This window comes from Chitinophaga pinensis DSM 2588 (assembly GCF_000024005.1).
GTDB classification, from domain to species: domain Bacteria; phylum Bacteroidota; class Bacteroidia; order Chitinophagales; family Chitinophagaceae; genus Chitinophaga; species Chitinophaga pinensis.
The window spans coordinates 1,086,999-1,108,976 of record NC_013132.1 but is presented as its reverse complement, the minus strand read 5'-3'; the positions used below and the strand labels follow the sequence as shown (position 1 = coordinate 1,108,976).

Sequence of the window (21,978 nt, the reverse complement as noted above, 5' to 3'; positions counted from 1 at the left end):
ATAAGATGCTTTTTACATATGCATAAATATTATCAAATATTAACTAGTTGTTTCACAATATTATAATAATTAAATATTTCCACATCTGTTATTGATTAGTTAACATCTTTTTAATATTTAATATTTATAGTAAACTGCATTACCGGTCACGCTATTTATACACATAAATAGTCGTGTCTTTAATGGTTATTTTGAGGGAAAAGAAAGAGCCTGATCTTCATCAGGCTCTGATCATTTTAAGACGTAACAATACTTCTTCAAGGCATTTATGACATCGTTACATCCCGCCATTGTCAAGCCTTTCCACAAATCGTCAATTAGTCATCCTAACAATATATTTAGTCTGTTATAACACCATTTTCTATACGGTCCGTCACGTAGGATAAACCGTCAACTCCTTGCCAGCAGCACGTTTAAGGCTCTTTGTGTAGCTGATCTTCCATATATAACTTTATTACTTTGGTATAATCCCTTATCTGCTACGTTAATCCTCCGTCTTTGAACGAAGCATCAATGTAGGATTAAGAACAGATATGGCTGTAACGAGCCTTTACCTTGCCTGTCTAAGCATATTTCCTTCCAGATTCAGTACTTTCCCGTATCCACTTACCTGAGAAAAAGTATAAATTAGTATATACACTTCAACAGTTTAATCAGACCCAAATGTTACACAGACCCGCTACCCTGCTTATGCTGACAGGCCTTGCCTGCGCCATAGCTACAGCGCAATCAACAGAAACCCTGTTATTGCGCTCTCCGTCTATCAGTCAGCATCAGATTGCATTTAACTATGCAGGTGATATCTGGACCACTGATGAAAATGGCCAACATCCACAACGCATCACCGTCAACCCGGATGTCGAACTTGAACCTATGTTATCTCCGGATGGTAAATGGATTGCCTTTAGCGGTAACTATGATGGCAATGTCGATCTCTATGTCGTATCCGTCAACGGCGGTATTCCCCGTCGTATCACCCACCATCCCGATGCGGATATCGTACGGGGCTGGCATGGCAATGACAAGATCCTTTTTGCATCTACACGCAATTCCTTCTCCATGCGCTTCCAGCAATTGTTTGAAGTGAGCGTCAACGGCGGTATGCCGGTTAAATTGAAAATGCCGGAAGCACACCAGGGAAATATCTCTCCTGACGGATTGTATACCGCTTATATCAAAAACCCCGATCCTACTGAAAGATCTGGTACCTATCGCCCCTTCAAACATTATAGAGGCGGTAACATGCCTAAGATCTGGATATTCAACAACCAGACAAATACAGTCATCGAAATACCGGATGCCGGCGCCAACAACATCCGCCCCGTATGGCTGGGTAACGATGTATACTTCCTGAGCGACAGAAACGGTACGATGAACATCTTCCGTTATTCCATCTCCGGAAAGACCCTTACACAGATCTCCAGTCATAAAGACTACGATGTTAAAACCCTGTTCTCTGATGGTAAAACACTGGTGTATGAACAAGCTGGCAGGATCAACAAATGGGACGCTGCTTCCAATAAAAGCACGGCATTAACAATCAGCCTGGAAGCAGACCTGCCCTACAAAAGACCTCATTATATCAACGCTACTGTTGGCGCTCTCAGAAATGTCAACCTCTCACCTACCGGCGTGCGTGCTGCTGTAGAGTTTCGTGGCGACGTACTGACCGTTCCCGCAGAAAAAGGTAACATCCGTAACATCACCGCTACCCCCGGTGTACATGAGCGTGCACCTGTATGGTCACCGGATGGCAAGTCCATCGCCTACTTCTCTGATGCCGGTGGTGAATATGCTTTACATATCCGTGATCAGAAAGCAGAAAAGCCTGCACAGATCATTCCGCTGGGCGAAACAAGCTTTTTCTATAGTCCTTTGTGGTCGCCGGACAGCAAGAAAATACTCTTTGCAGATAAAAAATTACGCCTGTACTATGTCGATACAGAAAGCAAAAAAGTAACGCAGATCGACGAAGACAGTTACGATCGTCCGGATCAGACGTTTAGTGCCAACTGGAGTCCTGATTCCCGCTGGATCACCTACAACAAGCGTTTACCGAATAGTCTGCAGGCAGTATTCCTCTACAATATTGCTGATAAAAAAAGCACTCAGGCAACAGATGGCCGTAGTGAAGCAGCAGAACCTGTCTTCAGTAAAAATGGCAAATACATCTTCTTTATCGCGAGTACCAACTATGCACAGAATACCGGCTGGCTGGACATGACGTCCTACGAACACCCTGTCCGCAGTAGTATCTATGCGATCGTACTCTCTGCCAATGCACCTTCTCTGCTGGCACCTGAAAGCGATGATGAACAGGAGAAGAATGAAAAAGAGGAGAAATCAGATGCAAAATCAGATACAAAAGATTCTTCGAAAACACAGACTGCTATTGACCTTGCGAATATTGATCAGCGTATTGTTGCATTGCCTTTACCTGCTGATGAATATTCACAGCTGAACGGACTTGTTGCCAACAAACTCCTGTATCGTTCCGGCAATACACTATACAGCTACGATATTACCAAACGTAAAAGCGATGTGCTGATGAGCGGCATCGATGGTTATACAGTCAGCCAGAACGGAGAAAAGCTGTTGTATATGGCATCAGGCTCCTGTGGTATCGTTGGCACCGGTAGTAAAGCAAATGCAGGCGAAGGAACATTGCAGATAAGTAACGTTCGCACACTCGTAGATCCTGCTGCTGAGTGGCCACAGATGTTTGATGAACTCTGGCGTATTGAAAGAGATTTCTTTTATGTTGATAATATGCATGGCGCCGACTGGAAAGCCATAAAAAAGAAGTACCAGCGTTTCCTGCCTTATGTTGGTCACAGGGAAGATCTTAACTATCTGTTCAACGAAATGATGAGTGAACTGGTGATCGGCCATGCTTATGTCGGACAGGGTGATGCACCCAAACCAGTCATTGAATCAGGAGGCCTACTGGGTGCTGACTACAGCATTGAAAACGGGCACTATCGCTTTAAGAAGATATATTCCGGTCTGAACTGGAACCCACAGTTCAGGGCACCGCTGACGCAACCAGGTATCAAGGTAAAAGAAGGCGATTATCTCATTGCAGTGAATGGTGTGCCTGTCAGCAGCAATACAGAAATTTACAGCCTGTTTCAGAGTACTGCCGGTAAACAGGTACGTATACTGGTCAACCAGCAACCTGATGCCAATGGCGCAAAAGAATACACGGTGATACCGCTTAATTCAGAAGCGGCACTACGGGAAATGGATTGGGTAGAAGGCAACCGTAAAAAGGTAGACCAGCTGAGCAATGGCAAACTTGCTTATGTCTATATGCCCAACACCGGCGGAGATGGGTACACTTACTTCAACCGTTACTACTTCTCCCAGCTGGACAAGAAAGGCGTTATCATAGACGAACGCTTCAACGGTGGCGGCTCTGCGGCTGACTATGTCATCGACCTGCTGAACCGTGATCTGCTCAACTACTGGGGTACACGTGAAGGCTTGCCGATGACGACGCCGGGTAATGCCATCTTTGGTCCGAAAGCTATGATCACTAACAGTTATGCCGGCTCTGGCGGCGACCTGATGCCATTCATGTTCCATGAGAAGAAACTGGGGCCGCTGGTAGGTACAACAACGATGGGTATACTGGTGGGAATCTATAACTATCCGGCACTGATGGATGGCGGATTTGTAACGGCGCCACGCCTGGGTATCTTCAGTAAGGATGGCAAATGGATCATTGAAAATAAAGGCGTCGCTCCTGATGTGGTAGTCGAAATGACCCCACAGGAAGTGATTGCAGGGAAAGATCCGCAACTGGAGAAAACAGTCGAATTGTTGATGAAAGACATAAAAGAAACACCTGCTGTGCAGAAACCTGTCGGCCCTGTCCGTGCAGAATAACAGCGATGTTTTAAGCATAAAAACGACAAAGGCGACATCATACCGATGTCGCCTTTGTTCTATAGTCAGAATCCGGCCTTTTACGGCCTTTTTCCGGTTAATCTTACTTGTTGCTCAGGTACATGCTCTTCTCCTTGTACAGGGTCCTGAAATAAGGGTCCCTGAGATCTTTGATGAAACGGATCGCTTCACCGGTAGATTTCATTTCAGGGCCGAGTTCTTTGTTCACGCCCGGGAATTTGTTGAAGGAAAATACTGGTTCTTTGATCGCAAAACCTTTGAGTTTCTTCTCGATCTTGAAATCAGTGAGTTTGTTCGCACCCAGCATCACTTTGGTAGCGATGTTCAGGTAAGGTACCTGGTATGCTTTCGCGATGAACGGCGTCGTACGGGAAGCACGTGGGTTTGCTTCGATCACGAATACCTGTCCGCCTTTGATGGCAAACTGGATGTTGATCAGGCCACGGATGTCCAGCGCACGGGCGATCTTCTCAGCGTAGTATTCCATTGTGGTTACTTCCATCGGGCTCAGGTTAAACGCTGGCAGCACCGCGTTACTGTCGCCACTATGGATACCCGCAGGCTCGATGTGCTCCATCACGCCCATTACATGGAAATTCTCACCGTCAAAGATACCGTCGATCTCTGCTTCCTGACAACGATCCAGGAAGTGGTCGATCAGGATCTTGTTACCTGGCAGGTGTTTCAGCAGGCTCAGTACGGAGCTTTCCAGTTCCTCTTCGTTGATCACGATACGCATACGCTGACCACCGAGTACGTAAGAAGGGCGCACCAGTACAGGATAACCTACTTCTTTGGCCACTTCGATCGCGTCGTCAGTGTTGTATGCAGTACCATATTTAGGGAAAGGAATTTTCAGGTCTTCCAGCAGCTCGGAGAAGCGGCCACGGTCTTCGGCGATATCCATGTTATCGAAGGATGTACCGATGATTCTGATACCATTTTCTTCCAGGCGTTTAGCCAGTTTCAATGCTGTTTGTCCACCCAGCTGTACGATCACACCTACCGGTTTTTCCAGTTCGATGATTTCCCACAGATGCTCCCAGAATACCGGCTCGAAGTACAGCTTGTTAGCCATGTCGAAGTCAGTAGATACGGTCTCAGGGTTACAGTTCACCATGATCGCGTCATAGCCGCATTCCTGGATGGCCTGTAAGCCGTGTGTACAACAGTAGTCAAACTCGATACCCTGACCGATACGGTTAGGACCGGAACCCAATACGATCACTTTTCCTTTATCAGAAGGTTTGCTTTCGTTGACGGTATCGAATGTGGAGTAAAAGTAAGGAGTTACTGCTTCAAATTCAGCAGCACAGGTATCTACCATTTTATAGGTACGGGTAATACCCAGGGATTTACGTTTTTCGTAAACTTCCTTCTCTTCACAGTTACCAAACAGGTGAACCAGCTGCATATCAGAGAAGCCCATTCTTTTGGCGTCGCTCAGCATGTCTTTTGTTACTGATTCCAGATCGTGTTCAGCCAGCTGCTTTTCCATGTTCACGATATCGTTGATCTGGTTCAGGAACCACTTGTCGATATAAGTCATCTGGTGGATGTGTTTCACAGAAACACCTTCCATCAGGGCGTCTTTAATACGGAAGATACGATCCCAGGTCGGCGTCTTCAGTCTTTCGAGGAGCTGATCGCTCTTCATTGCTGATTTACCATAGTAACCGAGACCCAGTGCATCATTTTCCAGACTCTGACAGGCTTTCTGTAAAGCTTCAGTGAACGTACGGCCGATAGCCATTACCTCACCTACTGACTTCATCTGAAGACCCAGGGTCTGATCAGCACCTTTAAATTTATCGAAGTTCCAGCGTGGCATTTTTACGATCACGTAGTCCAGTGCTGGTTCAAAAAAAGCAGAAGTGGTTCTGGTGATCTGGTTTTCCAGTTCATCCAGGCTATAACCGATCGCCAGTTTCGCAGCGATCTTGGCAATTGGATAACCAGTTGCTTTAGATGCCAGTGCGGAGGAACGGCTCACACGAGGGTTGATCTCGATCGCGATCAGTTCTTCATTTTCAGGATTCAGCGAGAACTGTACGTTACAACCACCGGCAAAGTTACCGAGGTCACGCATCATCATGATCGCTTTGTTACGCATGTCCTGGAAAGCGGTATCGCTCAGTGTCATGGCAGGTGCAACGGTAATGGAGTCTCCGGTGTGAACCCCCATTGGATCGAGGTTTTCCACGGTACAGATGATCACCACGTTGTCATTTTTGTCGCGCAGCAGCTCCAGCTCAAATTCTTTCCAACCCAGTACTGCTTTTTCAACCAGTACTTCGTGAATCGGAGAAGCCTGTAAACCACGTTGCAGTGCTTCATCCAGATCTTCTTTGCTGTGTACGAAACCACCACCGGTACCACCCAGGGTGAAGGAAGGACGGATAACTAATGGGAATCCGATTTCCTGTGCAAATTCCTTTCCTTCCAGGAATGAGTTTGCAGTTTTAGCCGGTGCTACCGGTACGCCCAGCCGGATCATCCACTGGCGGAACTGTTCACGGTCTTCTGCCTTATCGATGGCTTTGATATCAACACCTATCAGGCGGACATTGAACTTCTCCCATATACCCAGCTCGTCCACCTCTTTACAGAGGTTCAATGCTGTCTGGCCACCCATGGTAGGCAGTACGGCATCGATCTGTTGCTCCTCCAGTATCTGTTCTATACTTTCTACTGTCAGCGGCAACAGGTACACCTTGTCGGCCATCATAGGGTCAGTCATGATAGTAGCCGGGTTGGAATTGATCAATACTACCCTGATACCTTCCTCACGCAGCGAACGTGCTGCCTGGGAGCCGGAATAGTCAAATTCACAAGCCTGACCAATAATAATAGGACCAGAACCAATAATAAGAACAGATTTGATAGAGGAATCTTTCGGCATTTGCGTATTCTAATTGAAAATTTTTAAAACCTAGTATGATTTTAGTACCATTCTCCGACAAAAAAATCGTGCAAAATTAAGGGTTTCAAAGTTTATTGTGGTAATTAAATTTAACGCTAAAGGAAATGTAAAGTTTTAAATCCTTTACTGATAAGGGGTTAGCCAAACGAATAATATTAATAAACATATTTATTGCGACGCATGTAGTGTACTCAATCCGCCCTCTGCAACTTTTCCAGTAGGAATGAAAGCGCTACGGAAACTCATTGTCAATCTCCATCTTACACTATCACATTTCAGAAAAAACATATACTTTTATAGAAGAACAAGCTTTGTCCCGGTCCCAAAATAGACACAACAGATTACATTACAACACGTTAGGCGAATAACAAACATTTTATCTTGTAGCAAATCCTAAAGCGGCAGAAACGCGTATATAATTTGCTTATTTTTTAATATGAAAAACAAGTTATAAGCGTTTAAGGGACATAGCATTCACATGACATTAAGACAAATTCTGAAGAAAGGAGCCGATCGATCACTATCATTACTTAACAACGCTATTTAATTGATCCAGTCAATCTAACAAACCCTGATACCATGAAAAAGCTATTATTATTCGGCGTGCTGGCCTGTGCAGTTGCTTTTTACGCCTGTAAAAAAGACGACGACGGTGGCGGTACCGATACCGAACAACCAGAAAAAATAGACACTATCCACCTTGGAGACAGAACGATGCTGGCCACCAAGGTAAAAGTAGCCTTCGGTCTCTATACTCCAGGCGCTATGCCTGCCGCATCTGGCGTAGCCGGATCCCCTGTTCTGACGGAGGACAAAAACATCGTAAGTGCCATCAGTGGCCGTTACATCGTCGTAAAGCCTAGTTTTACCTACTACGAATCCACCATAAAAGGGTTTTACGTTACCATCAATGGCAGCGGCGCACACTTTAAAATAGATTATTCCGCCGGCCGTGGTTTCTATAGACAGGCAGCAGGTATACCTGATCCGCTGGGACGTCTGGGCGACTATATAGATTCTTCCATCATTATCAAGCTACCTCCTTACATCATCGGAGATACTTTATCTGTAACCTATGCAGCATACGACTCCCTGAACCACGTCAGTAACCACGTAAAAGGCCTGGTGCGTATCCACAGCCAGAACGGGATTGCCGAATACCAGGATTTCGTAGGTTCATGGAAAGTAAACAGGAGAACAGATGCAAATGGTAAATGGGTGAACTATTATCTGCCGGATACTTCCAAAAGCAATTTCACCTGTATAGATGAAAAGGTGCAATATTGTATCAACAGTAACAGCCAGTGCTTTGAAGGCATCTCCGCTATCTCAGGCGTCACCAAGTATGACATGATATTTACGGATCAGAATGAATACAGCAAATTATACTCTTCCAGTACCTCCCGCGTCATACTGAGTAACTCCACCTGCGATAAACTGGTATACGGTACAGAGACGCAGACCACACTGGAAAAAGGCGGCTGGTCCTTCGATGCAGAAAGTAAAATCCTGACGATCGTAGTTGACAATAATGGCCTGGAATTCGCCAACTTTTACTCTTATTCTGTTAAGTTTCTTGAAATGACCCCGCAGGCGATCACGATCGTAAATACTGCAAACACCTCCTATATGGTGGAACTAGTTAAAAAATAACCATCTCTTTATTTCAAAATATGCGAAGGGCTGATCATTACGATCAGCCCTTCTATTTTTCTAAAACACTCCGCATTGTTATAAATTACTCCTTCGCCCTGGTGCTCATCACTGCAATACAGGTACCCATCAGTGCGATAATGGAGAAGGATATACGTAAACTTGTCGCCTGGGCCACGAATCCGATCAATGGCGGTCCGGCCAGGAATCCAAGGTAACCGATAGTGGAGACAGCTGCCAGCGCCATTCCCGGTGACAAAGTTTTGCTACGTCCGGCAGCGCTGTATACCAGCGGTACAACAGATGACACGCCGGCGCCTACCAACAGGAAACCGAGAATAGCTGTGGGGAAATAAGGCAGTAATACAGCTATCAGCAAACCACCGGCTGTCAGCGCACCGCTTATCTGCAACATTCTTTTGAATCCGAAACGGGTAGTCAGCCAGTCTGCCACAAAGCGGAAGGCGGCCATCGTACTCATAAAGGCAGTATATCCCAGTCCGGCAGTTTTCTCCGGTGCTTCAATTACTTTTCTGAAATACACCCCACTCCAGTCAAACATCGTCCCTTCACAGATCATAGAACAGAAAGCGATGATACCGAGTATCAGCAGTACCTTGTCAGGCCATGCAAACAAAGGCGTCTTCTCTCCTGAAGCCGGTGCATCATGTGAAACTACCTGACGGATGGCTACGGCTACTATGATAATAGCCAGCACCATGATTACCAGAAAATGCTGATAAGGCAGAATCCCCAGTGCTGACATACCCGATCCAATGGAGGCCCCGGTAAAACCACCCAGGCTCCACAGACCATGAAACGAGGCCATAATTGAGCGGCCATACATAGCTTCTACCAGTACCGCCTGTGTATTCACCGCGATATTAGCCAGGTTACCACAGAACCCGAATAGTATGAGGCAGGAAAATAGTTGCCAGGCAGTTGAGGTAAGACCTAATGTTGGCAAAATAAAGGCATACAACAAACCGGCTGTCATCAGTACATAACGGCTGCCATACCTGCTCACCAGTATACCGGCAACAGGCATAGATAAAATAGAGCCGATCGGCAGGGCGAGCAACATTCCACCCAGCTCGCCTTCAGAAAGGTTGAGTTTGTGCTGAATGGCAGGAATCCTTGACGCCCAGCTGGAAAAGCACAATCCTGTGAGAAAAAACAAGGCACTAACGGCGATGCGTGTAATCCTTTTTTGTGAATGACTGACTGTCAACTCCTGTAACATGCTACATTAATTACTTAGAAATACTTAAAAGTTCACTGTTCTACTGTCTATCAGATAACATTAATTCCAAGCTGTCGGTAAGGGATGGCCAGAGATAATCCGGCTTCATCAGTTATGATCGTATCCATTGCTGTTATACTACAAACCTTGTAAGGTTCTGCGGTACCCATTTTGTCGCCGGTTACCAGGGCTATTACCCGGTTAGCCGATTCCACCATGACATTCTTTACGGCTGCCTCGTCCATATCCGGACCGGTCACCCCCACTTCCGGGTGCAGACTACAAACTCCCATAAAACAAATATCTGCCCGCATTTTTTCGATCATACGAATCGTATCGATTCCTGCGGTAACCTGCGAACTTTTGAAAAGCCGGCCACCCGTCAGGATTACATCAACCCCGGGATGTTCCATTAGTTGCATCGCAATGGGAATGCTGGGTGTGATTACTGTCAACTGTAAAGACGGCGGGAACAGTTTAGTAAGGGTATAAGTGGAAGTACCGCCATCCATGATAATCGTCTGGCCATCGCGCAGGAAAGACAATGCCTTGGTGGCAATCGCCTTCTTATCATCTTCATGAATGCCGATACGCTCATTAAATGCATAAGGGTGAGGAGAATGAGGAATAGCGCCACCCCTTACCTTGATCAGGAGACCATTCTGAGCCAGCGCTTCGAGATCGCGCCGCACGGTATCTTCTGATACCTGCAGATCATTACTCAGTTCTGTGTGCAGCACTTTATGGTCCGTCTGCAACTTTCTGAGAATGTAATCAAAGCGCTCTTCTTTCAGCATATTCTTGCAATTTCCAGCAAAACTACGAAACTTATTGCAATTTAATGCTACTTATTCTCAGTAAAAGGAATAACTTTGCAGAAAACAGCAAAATATGGCAAGAATTGCAATAGACATGGATGGCGTTATGGCAGATACCACGCAACAGATGATTGACTGGTATGCTAAGCGTTATGGCGTACAGGTAGATAAGGATGCCTTATACGGCAAACCTGAAACCACCGGTTTCCCGCACGAAAAGGATATTATCAGGTCTTTCCTGTTTGAACCAGGTTTCTTCAGGACCAAACCGGTGATTAAGGACAGCCAGGAAGTGATCAGGGCTTTACAGGACAAGCATGAGGTATTCATAGTATCAGCAGCCATGGAGTTTCCGGCATCATTACCGGAGAAAGTAGAGTGGCTGGCGGAATACTATCCGTTCATTACATGGCAGAACATTGTTTTCTGCGGATCTAAGACGATCGTACAGGCAGATTATATGATAGATGATCATGTTAAGAACCTGCAGCCGTTCAAGGGACAGGGACTGATGTTCACTGCACCACATAACGTACATGTTACTGATTTCAAAAGGGTGGATACCTGGCAGGATGTAGCAGGGCTTTTACTGTAAGTCGATCTTCGCCCTGTTATTGACACTATTATAGGCGTACCCCTCAGGATCTGTGGCCAGGCCTTTCCAAACTGGCAGGAAGAGCATTTCATATGCCCTGTGATCAAAAGCCTCGGCATCAGCAATGCGTTCGTATGTATTATTGCACCACGATAGCTTTTCGTCCGGCGCCAGCTGACGGATCTCTTCCAGTACGGCATCCATAAATGGTTGCCACCACAGGTCAAGAGTGAGTGCGCCTTCGCGTATCATGATGTGAATGGACGAGGGCAGGAACAGATAATCTTCCACCTTTACAAGTGCATTGTGCTGATCACTGTTCAGCTTTGCAGCCACGATATCAGCATACCGCTTCCGGGTAAAGACTTCCTCTCCGGCGCCACATACGGGCATTACCAGATACCATACGGGAGGATCAAACGCATTCGGCAGATAAGTCATTGAAAGAGTTTTATGATAATTTGATTATCATAATAGTAATACGCGTAAAACTATAACAATTTTACTATTCGATAAAAACCCTGAAGATCACAATGTGGATGTTATGGGTTAATCGTTGGTGGAATGTTGTTCGGGTATACTGAGATAGTTAGTTGCGTCTTTCCGTGTTTCAGCCTTTTTTTGAACGGGCCTGTTTACGTAATTGTAAAATGTCTTTCTTGGCAAGTTCAAGTCCTTCCTTGATGGATGAATAGCTTTTCAGTAACATGTTGTGCTCTTCCAGTAACTTATAGTACTTCTCTCTGAGTGCCAGCATTTCATCATTTTCAGCCTGACGGGCGTCTTCCAGGGCGCCAGGATGCAGGAAACTGGTGGTGGTCATCTCCAGTGCTCGTACAACCCTGTCCAGCTCTTCCGCACCGAACACTTCTTTTTCAAACAGGTTGTACATGGTTCTCCGGCTCATGCCTAAACGCTTGGCCAGTCTGGTCTTATTCAGTCCACGTTCACCTATCAGCTCCATCAGCCGGCCTCCGTGATGTAATATGGTACTGTCGGTTCCTTTCTCTCCGTTTACCGAGGGGGTGCTGTTCCATTCATAAAATTCTTCCGGTGTAACACCGATGATCTCACAGAATTTCTCCAGTGTACTCCGCTTCATATCACTCTTACGCAAATGATAATGTGCGATCTGGTTGGTGAAACCAGCCATGTCTGCGAAGTCTACTATTTTAACTTTCTTCTGTTTTAATATTTGTTTAAGGCGCTGGCCCATGTGGATTAACCTGGACATGTATGCTATATTTTACTAACAGTGGTTTGCGCTGGTGTGCAATTCATACAATATAATAATAATTTCCATTTCAATGCCATAATTAGAAATTCATATAGACAATATAGTTATCAGTGTGATAATGTTAGTAACACATATTTTTTGCGTAACAATTCCGTACACATTGTGTTTCAATGAGAAATATTGACAGGAGGATTTTTCTGGCCACAGAAATCGATTGTAATCAGCTACATAGCAATCAATTATAATCAGGGGAGTATGTAGAAAAATATTTAATTAAAAATTGCTACAATAAAATATTTATAAATAGATTTGCTTACATCACAATCATTATTATTACAGTGGTAAGAAACTCTCAATTAATCATTATCACATTAAACCAAAAACATTCAACATGAAAAAGAAGATGCCTTCCGCACCTGAACCAATCAATTTGTTACAGGATGTGCATTCGAGGATGATCAATCTCCCGATCTACTTCCGTGAGCGCGTATGCGAGGAATGTTCATGGAGCATCCCCACTTTCTACCGCAAGATGCGTATTGCCCTCAAGCCTGGTAGTCCTAACAGCGAAAAGATTACGCCCAATCTCAGCAATGCAGAAAAAGAAAAGATCATCGCAATACTTGATGAAGTATTCGAAAGTTTCTGGGAGTACTGCGAGAAGTACAGGAGGAAGCCCGCTAAGGACTAATTAAGCACCTGTACTCATTCATAACCTATGCCCATTTAGATGCTAACTCCGGGAGCCCCCTCAGACCAGCTGAAAACACCATTCCTGGCCCAATCAGAACATGCACAGGTTTGTTATTGACTATTGCCCAATTTTATTAAATTTAAGCTGCAGATTGCTAACACGTTACTTAATTTGACCAACAAAAACTGATTGCAGCTATGGCTTATCCGTATCAGATCAAGAGCTTAGAAGAGTATCAACAGAATTATCAGCAGAGTGTTATGGACCCGGAAGGCTTCTGGGCTAACGTCGCTGATCATTTCTACTGGCGCCGCAAATGGGATAAGGTACTGGAATGGAACTTTAAAGATCCGGATGTTAAATGGTTCACTGGCGGTAAACTCAATATTACCGAAAACTGCCTTGACCGTCACCTGGGTACCCTGGGAAATACACCCGCTATTATCTGGGAACCTAACGATCCGGAAGAACACCACCGCGTTATTACATATCGTGACCTATATAATAAAGTTTGCCAGTTCGCCAACGTATTGAAAAACAATGGCGTAAAGAAAGGCGACCGCGTTTGTATCTATATGGGGATGATCCCCGAACTGGCCATCGCAGTACTTGCCTGTGCCCGTATCGGCGCGATTCACTCTGTCGTATTTGGAGGTTTCAGTGCCCAGTCCATTGCCGACAGAATCCAGGATGCACAGGCCAGCCTCGTAATCACCTGCGACGGTGCGTTCCGTGGTAATAAAGATATTCCGCTCAAATCTGTTATCGATGACGCCCTCATGGGCTGCCCTTCTGTTAAAAAGGTGATCGTATGCACCCGCACCCGCACACCTGTCAGCATGATCAAAGGACGTGACCTCTGGTGGGAAGACGAGATCAAACAAGTCGAAACCATGGGAAACCCTCCCTGCCCTGCTGAAGAAATGGATGCGGAAGATATGCTCTTCATCCTCTACACTTCCGGCTCTACCGGTAAGCCTAAAGGAGTGGTGCATACCTGCGGCGGTTACATGGTATACGCAAACTATACCTTTGTAAATACCTTCCAGTACCAACCCGGCGAAGTTTACTTCTGTACTGCCGACGTGGGATGGATCACCGGTCATAGTTATATCATCTACGGTCCGCTCAGCGCCGGCGCCACCACCCTCATGTTTGAAGGTGTGCCTACTTATCCTGATGCAGGCCGTTTATGGTCTATCGTAGATAAATTCCGTGTAAATATCTTGTATACCGCACCTACCGCTATCCGTAGTCTTATGGGATATGGTCTAGGTCCGGTAAATCATAAAGATCTCAGCTCCCTCAAAAAACTGGGTAGCGTTGGTGAACCTATCAATGAGGAAGCATGGCACTGGTTCAAAGATCATATTGGTAAAGGACGCTGTCCGATTGTCGACACCTGGTGGCAAACTGAAACCGGGGGTATTATGATCACACCTATTGCCGGCATCACCAAAGAAAAACCAGGTTATGCCACCCTCCCGCTGCCGGGTATTCAGCCAATACTGGTAGATGAAAAAGGAGAAGAAATAACAGGCAATAACGTCAATGGTAACCTCTGTATCAAGTTCCCATGGCCAGGTATGCTGCGTACGACTTATGGCGATCATGAACGCTGCCGCACTACCTACTTCGCCACATACGATAACCTCTACTTCACCGGCGATGGCTGTCTTCGTGATGAAGACGGATACTACCGCATCACCGGCCGCGTAGACGATGTACTCAATGTGAGCGGCCACCGTATCGGTACCGCTGAAGTAGAAAATGCCATCAACATGCACGCCGGCGTAGTAGAAAGCGCTGTCGTAGGTTACCCGCACGATATCAAAGGGCAAGGCATTTATGCGTACGTAATCACCGAAAGACAAACCCATGATCCGGAACTGACTAAAAAGGATATCCTGCAGACAGTCTCCCGTATCATCGGTCCGATCGCCAAACCGGATAAGATCCAGTTTGTCAGCGGCTTGCCAAAGACACGCTCCGGTAAGATCATGCGCCGCATTCTCCGTAAGATCGCTGAAGGCGAACTGGACAATCTGGGCGATACCTCTACCCTGCTTGATCCTGCTGTCGTAGAAGAGATCAAAAGAAGCAGACTTTAACAGTTATTAACACTCACATTATAAAAAGGGCTGACATATTCAGCCCTTTTTTTGTATCCTTGTGCCCAGGAAACCGCGTAGCATAGATCCCGAGTGAACCATATTTAACCTGCGAACGAAACATTCAGAACCTGACAAAAGACCATTATCCCAACTTTAACAATTTTTCCATGAAAAAAATCCTCATTCCCGTACTGTTATGCAGCCTGTGGGCCTGTAAAAAAGATGAAAAGCCACAGCCAGAACCTCCTGCCGAAATTCCAGACCTGATCGTTACGGTATGGGATGCCACCAGATGGGATCTATTCCATACAAAGGGACTACCAACTGCCGATGCGAAAGTGCAATTGTTTACATCAAAAAAAGATTTTCTCGACGGCAGACCTACATATACTGCCACCGCTGACCAATCGGGCAAAGCACTGTTTGAAAATGTCACTCCCGGCAAATATTTTATACTGGCATTCAAACAGGATATGCTCAATATCTGGACTGATGCCAATGGCAATACAATGGTATCAGACACCCTGTTCCAGTCTGAAACAGAAATTAAAAATCCGCAAACGCCACTCCAGTCAGAAGCAATGCCTGGCGACTTCCGTTTCAAAGACCTGAATGGAGACATGATCATCAACGCTTCAGATGTTGCAGAAGTAACATCCCTCAGCTACGATATTAAGAAAGACGGCATCACCACAGTAGATGTCATGATCGGTTACAAATCCAATTCAAAAGCGGATCTTTTTAAAACGACAGACGAGGTAGAAACGCAACTGAATACTTTCATCTCCAACCTGGGCGTAGGACATAATCGCCTGGCGATACTGGACGGAGTACTCAGCGATGATGCGGATTGTAGTATCATCACTTACTGGTGTGATTACGACAAATTTACCTTTAACGCATCAACTGAAGGCGCAACCAATATCTTTAATAGTTACTTGGGCAGTATACTGTGGCTGAATAAGATGCTTTTAAGTCTGCAACAGATCAATGGCGACCATTCCGTGCTGACAGCACAGATCAGGGCATACCGCGCCTTTATCTACCTGGAGTTACAAACGTATTTTGGACAGCTCCCTATTATCAAAAATGAGAAAATAGGCTTCGTCGATCTTAAACGTGCTAGCTGGGAAGAAACCAGGTCATTTATAAAAACAGAACTGAAAGCCGCACTTCCTGCATTGCCGGCAATACCGCCTGCTAACACGACAGGACGCGTCACCAGCTATGCGGCTCACATGCTGCTGGCCAGGTTAGCGTTCCAGGAAAGCGACGTAGAAACACTCATTGCTGAAACCGATGCAGTAATCGATTCAAAAGCATATGAACTGGTTGACTACAGTACGGTGTTTACGAATCCCTCCAATCATGAAATCATCTGGACCCTGCCCTTGTCTAGTGCAGGGGAAAGTACCTTCACCAGCTACTTTGTACGTAACAATATACCCTTCAAATTTTTTCCGGTTATCCGCTACACGGAAACATGGTTACTGAGAGCCTATGGTAAAGCGATGTCCAACGATCTCTCTGGTACCAAAGATGCTATCAACACCATCCGCGCACGCAGTAATAAACCAGTAGCCAATCCAAAAAATATGGATGAGGCAATTGCAGAATTGGGATCGCTTTATAAGGATGAATTGTATCGCGAAGGTTTCCGCTACGCATTCCTGGTATTGACCAATCAGGCCAAACAGGTGCTGGCTGATAAAGGTTACAAAGACCATCACATGTACCTGCCTATTCCAAGTACGGCCATCAGTATGTATCCAAACATGACGCAGAACGCAGGTTACTAAACATACTTACTTTCATAAAAAAGCGGGGCTAACTTATACACCCGCTTTTTTTATTTTTACAGCATGAAGTTTCTGAAACGTACCCTGCGCGTAGTCCTTGTTTTGTTTCTCCTGCTGAATGTCGTTGCCGCATTTCATGCCTGGAAATTCACTCACTTTTATGCTGCCGGCACATTCGCCAATAAACATCAGCAACCGGAACAAATGAGCGTCTTCGAAAAAGCGAAGATGGTGCTGTTGGGTGTACGTTTGTCAAAGTCGGCTATCCGGCACACGCCGGAAGTGCCTTATGAAACAATGCACCTGCAAACATCCAACGGTCTTGAACTGGAAGGATGGTGGATGCCCCGGCCGGACGCAAAAGGTACAGTGATACTCTTTCATGGTTACAATGGCGGTAAAGACGGTCCGATTCCTGAAGCCGCTTATTTCCGCCAGCTTGGCTACAATACACTGCTGATGGATTTTCGGGCGCACGGCAATAGCCAGGGAGATGTTTGTACGATCGGTTACAAAGAAGCGGAAGATGTCATGCTGGCATACAACTTCGTACAGCAGAAAGGAGAAAAACATATTATTCTCTGGGGCGTAAGTATGGGCGCTGCGGCTATTCTGAGGGCTGTTCCTACCTATCACCTGTACCCCGACAAGGTAATCCTCGAATGCTCCTTTGCAAGGCTGACAGATGCCGTTAAAGGAAGAATGCGCGCCGTTAGTTTACCTCCCACTCCACTGGCAGAAATACTCACATTCTGGGGCGGTGTGGAGAATGGATTCTGGGGCTTCAGTCATAACCCTGCCGAATATGCCAAAAGCATCAATATGCCGGCACTGGTTTGCTGGGGTACAAAGGATAACCGTGTAACGCGTCAGGAAACCAACAGCGTATACCGTCAGCTGGGCACACGCAAAAAGAAGCTGATCATCTTTGAAGCATCGGGCCATCAGTCATTCTGCCGTAATGAAGGAGAGAAATGGAAAACAGCTGTTAAAAGCTTCCTGCAATAGCCTGCATAAAAAAAGCACACTCCACCCGAATGAAGTGTGCCTCACAAGACCAATACCCGCCTTTATGATAGTTCATGATGCCAGACCAATGGCCAGACATCACTACAATGCTCCCGGCTTGAAGCCATAACGACATTGTTCTTCATCAAAATTCAGTGTAAGATCTTCGAATTCGTTGCTTATAATAAAGGTAATAAGACACACTGCAATGTACAATACAGGGATCAACGTCTTATTACAACAGGTGTTCCTACTTTGATAATATCGTATAGTTCACTGACGTCGCTGTTCTTCATACTAACGCATCCAAGCGTCCAGTTGATGCGACCTTCCACGTAATTGTCACGTATACCTGAGTTCCATTCTACACCGTGTATACCAATACCGCCACCAGGGGTAGCGCCCGCTGGCAATACGCCTGCACTCTGTAACTCATGAAATCTGTTCCAGGAAGCTTCGTTCGGATAATCCAGCAGCATAAAACGGTTCCAGAGCTTATCCATTCTTTTGCTCAGTATATGAAATGTACCTTCCGGCGTCAGGCGATCTCCTTCTTGTCTCTTATCTGATTGGTCTTTATTACCAAATACTACTTTGTAAATTTTCCTCAAGGTAACATCCTCGTATAAGTACATCCGGTAATCACTCTTGTCCACCAACAGAAATATTTTATCGGGATCAATATTGCCAGGGTGTAATTTCACTTCATACAAATAATCTTCGTCACCTCCTTTAAAAGTAAATCCTGATACGGTCACAGTCAGCACCAGGAGCATCAACAAGCAATAGCGATTCATTTTCACAGGGATTTTGCAATTTAGTTAACGTTGGCTGTCAATGCATTATTGCAGCGCGTAAAAAAATAGATCGCAAAAATAAAGAACCATCCGGAATTTCCGTTCAATTTTCAGCTGAACGGAACCGGATGGTCCTTAGAAAAAACGGTTATACCGCTATATAATTAGTACCCGAAAATCTCTTCCAGTGTAACGACTTTCACGTCGCCATACTTCTTCAGATCTTCCGGATTCACTTTCTTTTCAGAAGCCATGATACAATAAGTATAAGGCTTGTTGGCGATGTTCTGATCGTGGAACTGTTTCACCTTGTCGAAGGTAATACCATCGATCTGTGCGTATACAGTTTTGCGATAATCAGTATCCAGTCCTAGCTTTTTAGCCGCCAGGTAACTGAAGATGATACCGTCCTGTGTGATACGCTCAGTTTCGATGTCCTGTTTCATGCTCTGTTTTGCAGTCTGGAAACCTTTATCGGAACGAGGCATATCATTCAGCAGTTCGTTCATACCACCGATCGCATCATTCATTTTATCTGCCTGGCTACCTACATATGCCACCATGGAATAACGGCTGTCTTTTTTGTCAGGCGCTGCATAGTATGCGTAAGTAGAATACGCGAGTGCTTTGGACTCACGGATGGTCTGGAATACGATAGAACCCATGTTACCACCGAAATAACCGTTGAACACGCTTACCAGTGCAGTTGTTTCAGGATTGTAAGTGCCGCCGTTCCTGATCCAGTTTACTTCTGACTGTACCATGTCATAATCAGTGAACAATACCTGATTTTTGTCCTGTGAAACCTTGTCAAACTTCACCGGCGCAGGTACTGCCTTCGGAGAAGCAGCTATCTCGTGCTGTTTACCGATAGCGGCAATAGCAGCGTCCAGTGTCTGCGGACCGTAATAGATCACCATATGCTGATACCCTGACAATCCATGCAGGATGTCAGTCAGTTGCTGTGCAGTAACACCATCCAGATCAGCCTGGCTCAGCTGGTTGTTGAATGGATTTTTAGTACCGTACATACCATAGCTGGCAAGTCCTTTCAGGATATTCGCCTTATTCAGTTTAGCATCTGAACGGCTCTTTCCGATACGTCCTTTTAAAGCGGTAAGTGCCTGCTCATTTGGCTGGCAGTTTTTCAGCAGGTGTTCAAACAGGCTCACGGCTTTATCAAAGTTCTCCTGTAAACCAGTCACACTGAGTGTGGTGACATCAGTACCGGTAGAAACATTGAAATTACATGCGATGTTGTAGAACTCTTTGCTGATCTGCTCAGAGCTGTACTTGTCAGTACCCAGGAACTGAAGATACTGCGCCGCCAGCGGAGACAGTTTATCGTTCCAGCTACCCATATCAAAACGGTAGTACAGACGGAAGAGACCGTTGTCTTTGTTCTGTACATACAGTACATCAGCAGCACCCAGTTTACCTTTCTGGATATCTTTATCGTAATCCAGCCACATTGGTTGAATACCGGCAGCTGGCATTTCATTTACCTGTTTCAGGAACGCAGATTGCGCTTCACGGTTTACTTCAACCGGTGTGATAGCAGGTTTGTCTACTTTCTGAATATTTTTGTCTTCACCTTTACGTTTGTACAACAGTACATAGTTGTTTGCGAAGTATTTGTTGGCAAATTCAACGATCTGTTGTTTGGTTACCTTGCCCATATCATCCACGAAAGAAACGTCTGTTACCCAGTTCTTTCCTCTGTGTTTGATAAAGCCGTCCATCAGTGAGTTAGCACGGTTAGTATTACTTTCCAGGCCGGTTAATTCAGCCAGTTTAGCGTTGTTTACAATCGCTTTCACCATTGATTCGTCAAACTCTCCCTTCTTCAGAATATCCAGCTGACCCAGTAACAGGTCTTTTACTTCTTCCAGTGTCTGGCCTTGTTTGGCCGTACCGTTCAGCATGAACACGGAATAGTCTTTCCATCCCAGTACGCTTGCACCGGACTTCAGCACTTTCTGCTGTTTGTTGATGTTCAGATCCAGCAGACCGGCTTTACCGTTGTTCATTACTTCAGAAATAACAGCCAGCAGTACATTGGATTTTACATCCAGCGCACCCGGCATACGGAAAGAGATCATCACGTTTTCAGCGTCAGGACCGAACACCTCTTTTACGATTGGAGCGGTCATTGGTTTCTCAACAGGCGCCTTGTAGGTAACCACCGGTTTAGCCGGCATGTAAGAAAACGCCTTGTCCACCTGTTTGATCACCTGATCAGGATCCAGATCACCAGCCATTACAACGGCCATATTACCTGGCACGTAGTAAGTGTTGTAGAACTGACGGATCGCTTTCAGAGAAGGATTTTTCAGGTGTTCTACTGTACCGATGGTACTCTGTTGACCATAGTTGTGCGTAGGAAACAAGGTAGATAACATCAGCTCGTAAGATTTACGACCGTCGTTGTCCAGACCTCTGTTCTTTTCCTCATACACGGCTTCCAGTTCTGTATGGAACAGACGGAATACCGGATCTTTGAATCTTTCAGCCTGCACAGCCAGGAATTTGTCTACTACGTTGGAAGGGATGTCTTCCTCATAGATGGTTTCCTCTACCCAGGTATGTGCGTTGGTACCCTGAGCGCCCATGCCCGACATCATTTTGTCATACTCATTGGCGATAGCATATTTCGCAGCCAGACCAGATACGCTGTCAATCTTGTGATAGACTACGTTACGGGCAGCATCACCGGTCGTATGATTGTAAGTGTCATACAATCCTTCGATCTGGTCCAGGTAAGGTTTCTCCTTGGACCAGTCCAGAGAGCCGTACTGCTGGGTACCTTTGAACAACAGGTGTTCCAGGTAGTGTGCCAGACCTGTGTGATCAGCCGGATCGTCGTTACTACCGGCACGCGTACCGATCAGGGTCTGAATACGTGGGTCTTTTTTGTTGACTGAAAGGATGACGGTAAGGCCGTTTTTCAACGTGTAGAAGCGGGCTTTCATCGGATCATTAACGATATACTTATAAGTATACCCTCCTGATGTGCCCTCCTTCCATTCGTACTTCTTTTGTTGTGCTTCTGCTATTGTGGACATAGAAGAGGCCAGCAGCAATAGACAGATTGCTTTTTGAATGAGGTTCATGAATTGGTTTTTGAAAATAAAATAAACATTACCAAATATAATGGTAATGTCCGGATGTGTCCGGGCAGTAAT

General features: G+C 45.6%; 14 protein-coding genes. 7 read left to right on the top strand and 7 right to left on the bottom strand.

What is annotated here, in order from left to right:
* Nucleotides 1–663 precede the first annotated feature (663 nt).
* Nucleotides 664–3,891 (top strand): S41 family peptidase, encoded by a 3,228-nt coding sequence (locus CPIN_RS04560; protein WP_012788600.1) that lies wholly within the window; start codon nt 664–666, stop codon nt 3,889–3,891.
* Nucleotides 3,892–3,994: 103 nt separating this feature from the next.
* On the opposite strand, the gene carB is transcribed toward CPIN_RS04560, so the two are convergent.
* Nucleotides 3,995–6,814 (bottom strand): carbamoyl-phosphate synthase large subunit, encoded by a 2,820-nt coding sequence (gene carB, locus CPIN_RS04555; protein WP_012788599.1) that lies wholly within the window; start codon nt 6,812–6,814, stop codon nt 3,995–3,997.
* 600 nt (nt 6,815–7,414) lie between these two features.
* Here carB and CPIN_RS04550 point away from each other — a divergent pair.
* Complete coding sequence (locus CPIN_RS04550; RefSeq protein ID WP_012788598.1) at nt 7,415–8,488, top strand: hypothetical protein; 1,074 nt, start codon at nt 7,415–7,417, stop codon at nt 8,486–8,488.
* 85 nt (nt 8,489–8,573) lie between these two features.
* Here the strand turns inward: CPIN_RS04550 and CPIN_RS04545 are convergent, their stop codons facing one another.
* Nucleotides 8,574–9,731, bottom strand: a complete 1,158-nt coding sequence (locus CPIN_RS04545) for an MFS transporter (RefSeq protein WP_012788597.1) — start codon at nt 9,729–9,731, stop codon at nt 8,574–8,576.
* Between the two features lie 50 nt (nt 9,732–9,781).
* The gene (locus tag CPIN_RS04540; RefSeq protein WP_012788596.1) at nt 9,782–10,528 is read right to left on the bottom strand and encodes a DeoR/GlpR family DNA-binding transcription regulator; all 747 of its coding nucleotides are present in this window, start codon (nt 10,526–10,528) and stop codon (nt 9,782–9,784) included.
* Between the two features lie 94 nt (nt 10,529–10,622).
* On the opposite strand from CPIN_RS04540, the gene CPIN_RS04535 reads away from it, so the two are divergent.
* Nucleotides 10,623–11,144 carry a 5' nucleotidase, NT5C type gene (locus CPIN_RS04535; protein ID WP_012788595.1) on the top strand — a complete coding sequence of 174 codons (522 nt, stop codon included), beginning with the start codon at nt 10,623–10,625 and terminating at the stop codon, nt 11,142–11,144.
* Here the strand turns inward: CPIN_RS04535 and CPIN_RS04530 are convergent.
* Nucleotides 11,136–11,585 carry a hypothetical protein gene (locus tag CPIN_RS04530; RefSeq protein ID WP_012788594.1) on the bottom strand — a complete coding sequence of 150 codons (450 nt, stop codon included), beginning with the start codon at nt 11,583–11,585 and terminating at the stop codon, nt 11,136–11,138. The genes CPIN_RS04535 and CPIN_RS04530 overlap by 9 nt on opposite strands.
* A gap of 169 nt (nt 11,586–11,754) precedes the next feature.
* Entirely contained in the window at nt 11,755–12,378 is a 624-nt protein-coding gene (locus CPIN_RS04525; protein WP_012788593.1) for a helix-turn-helix transcriptional regulator, read from the bottom strand.
* A 394-nt stretch (nt 12,379–12,772) separates the two neighbouring features.
* On the opposite strand from CPIN_RS04525, the gene CPIN_RS04520 reads away from it, so the two are divergent.
* The 4 genes from CPIN_RS04520 (at nt 12,773) to CPIN_RS04505 (ending at nt 17,996) form a co-directional block, all read left to right on the top strand.
* A complete protein-coding gene (locus tag CPIN_RS04520; protein ID WP_012788592.1) occupies nt 12,773–13,072 on the top strand; it encodes a hypothetical protein in 300 nt (99 codons plus the stop codon).
* A 200-nt stretch (nt 13,073–13,272) separates the two neighbouring features.
* Nucleotides 13,273–15,186, top strand: coding sequence for an acetate--CoA ligase (gene acs / locus CPIN_RS04515; protein ID WP_012788591.1), 1,914 nt, complete (start codon nt 13,273–13,275; stop codon nt 15,184–15,186).
* Nucleotides 15,187–15,356: 170 nt separating this feature from the next.
* The gene (locus CPIN_RS04510) at nt 15,357–16,988 is read left to right on the top strand and encodes a RagB/SusD family nutrient uptake outer membrane protein (RefSeq protein ID WP_012788590.1); all 1,632 of its coding nucleotides are present in this window, start codon (nt 15,357–15,359) and stop codon (nt 16,986–16,988) included.
* A gap of 63 nt (nt 16,989–17,051) precedes the next feature.
* A complete protein-coding gene (locus tag CPIN_RS04505) occupies nt 17,052–17,996 on the top strand; it encodes an alpha/beta hydrolase (protein ID WP_012788589.1) in 945 nt (314 codons plus the stop codon).
* A 224-nt stretch (nt 17,997–18,220) separates the two neighbouring features.
* Here CPIN_RS04505 and CPIN_RS04500 read toward each other — a convergent pair whose 3' ends face one another.
* Both CPIN_RS04500 and CPIN_RS04495 read right to left on the bottom strand, forming a co-directional pair.
* The gene (locus CPIN_RS04500) at nt 18,221–18,793 is read right to left on the bottom strand and encodes a L,D-transpeptidase family protein (protein ID WP_012788588.1); all 573 of its coding nucleotides are present in this window, start codon (nt 18,791–18,793) and stop codon (nt 18,221–18,223) included.
* Nucleotides 18,794–18,957: 164 nt separating this feature from the next.
* On the bottom strand, nt 18,958–21,906 hold the full coding sequence (locus CPIN_RS04495; RefSeq protein ID WP_012788587.1) for a M16 family metallopeptidase: 2,949 nt from the start codon (nt 21,904–21,906) through the stop codon (nt 18,958–18,960).
* Between the last annotated feature and the right edge of the window lie 72 nt (nt 21,907–21,978).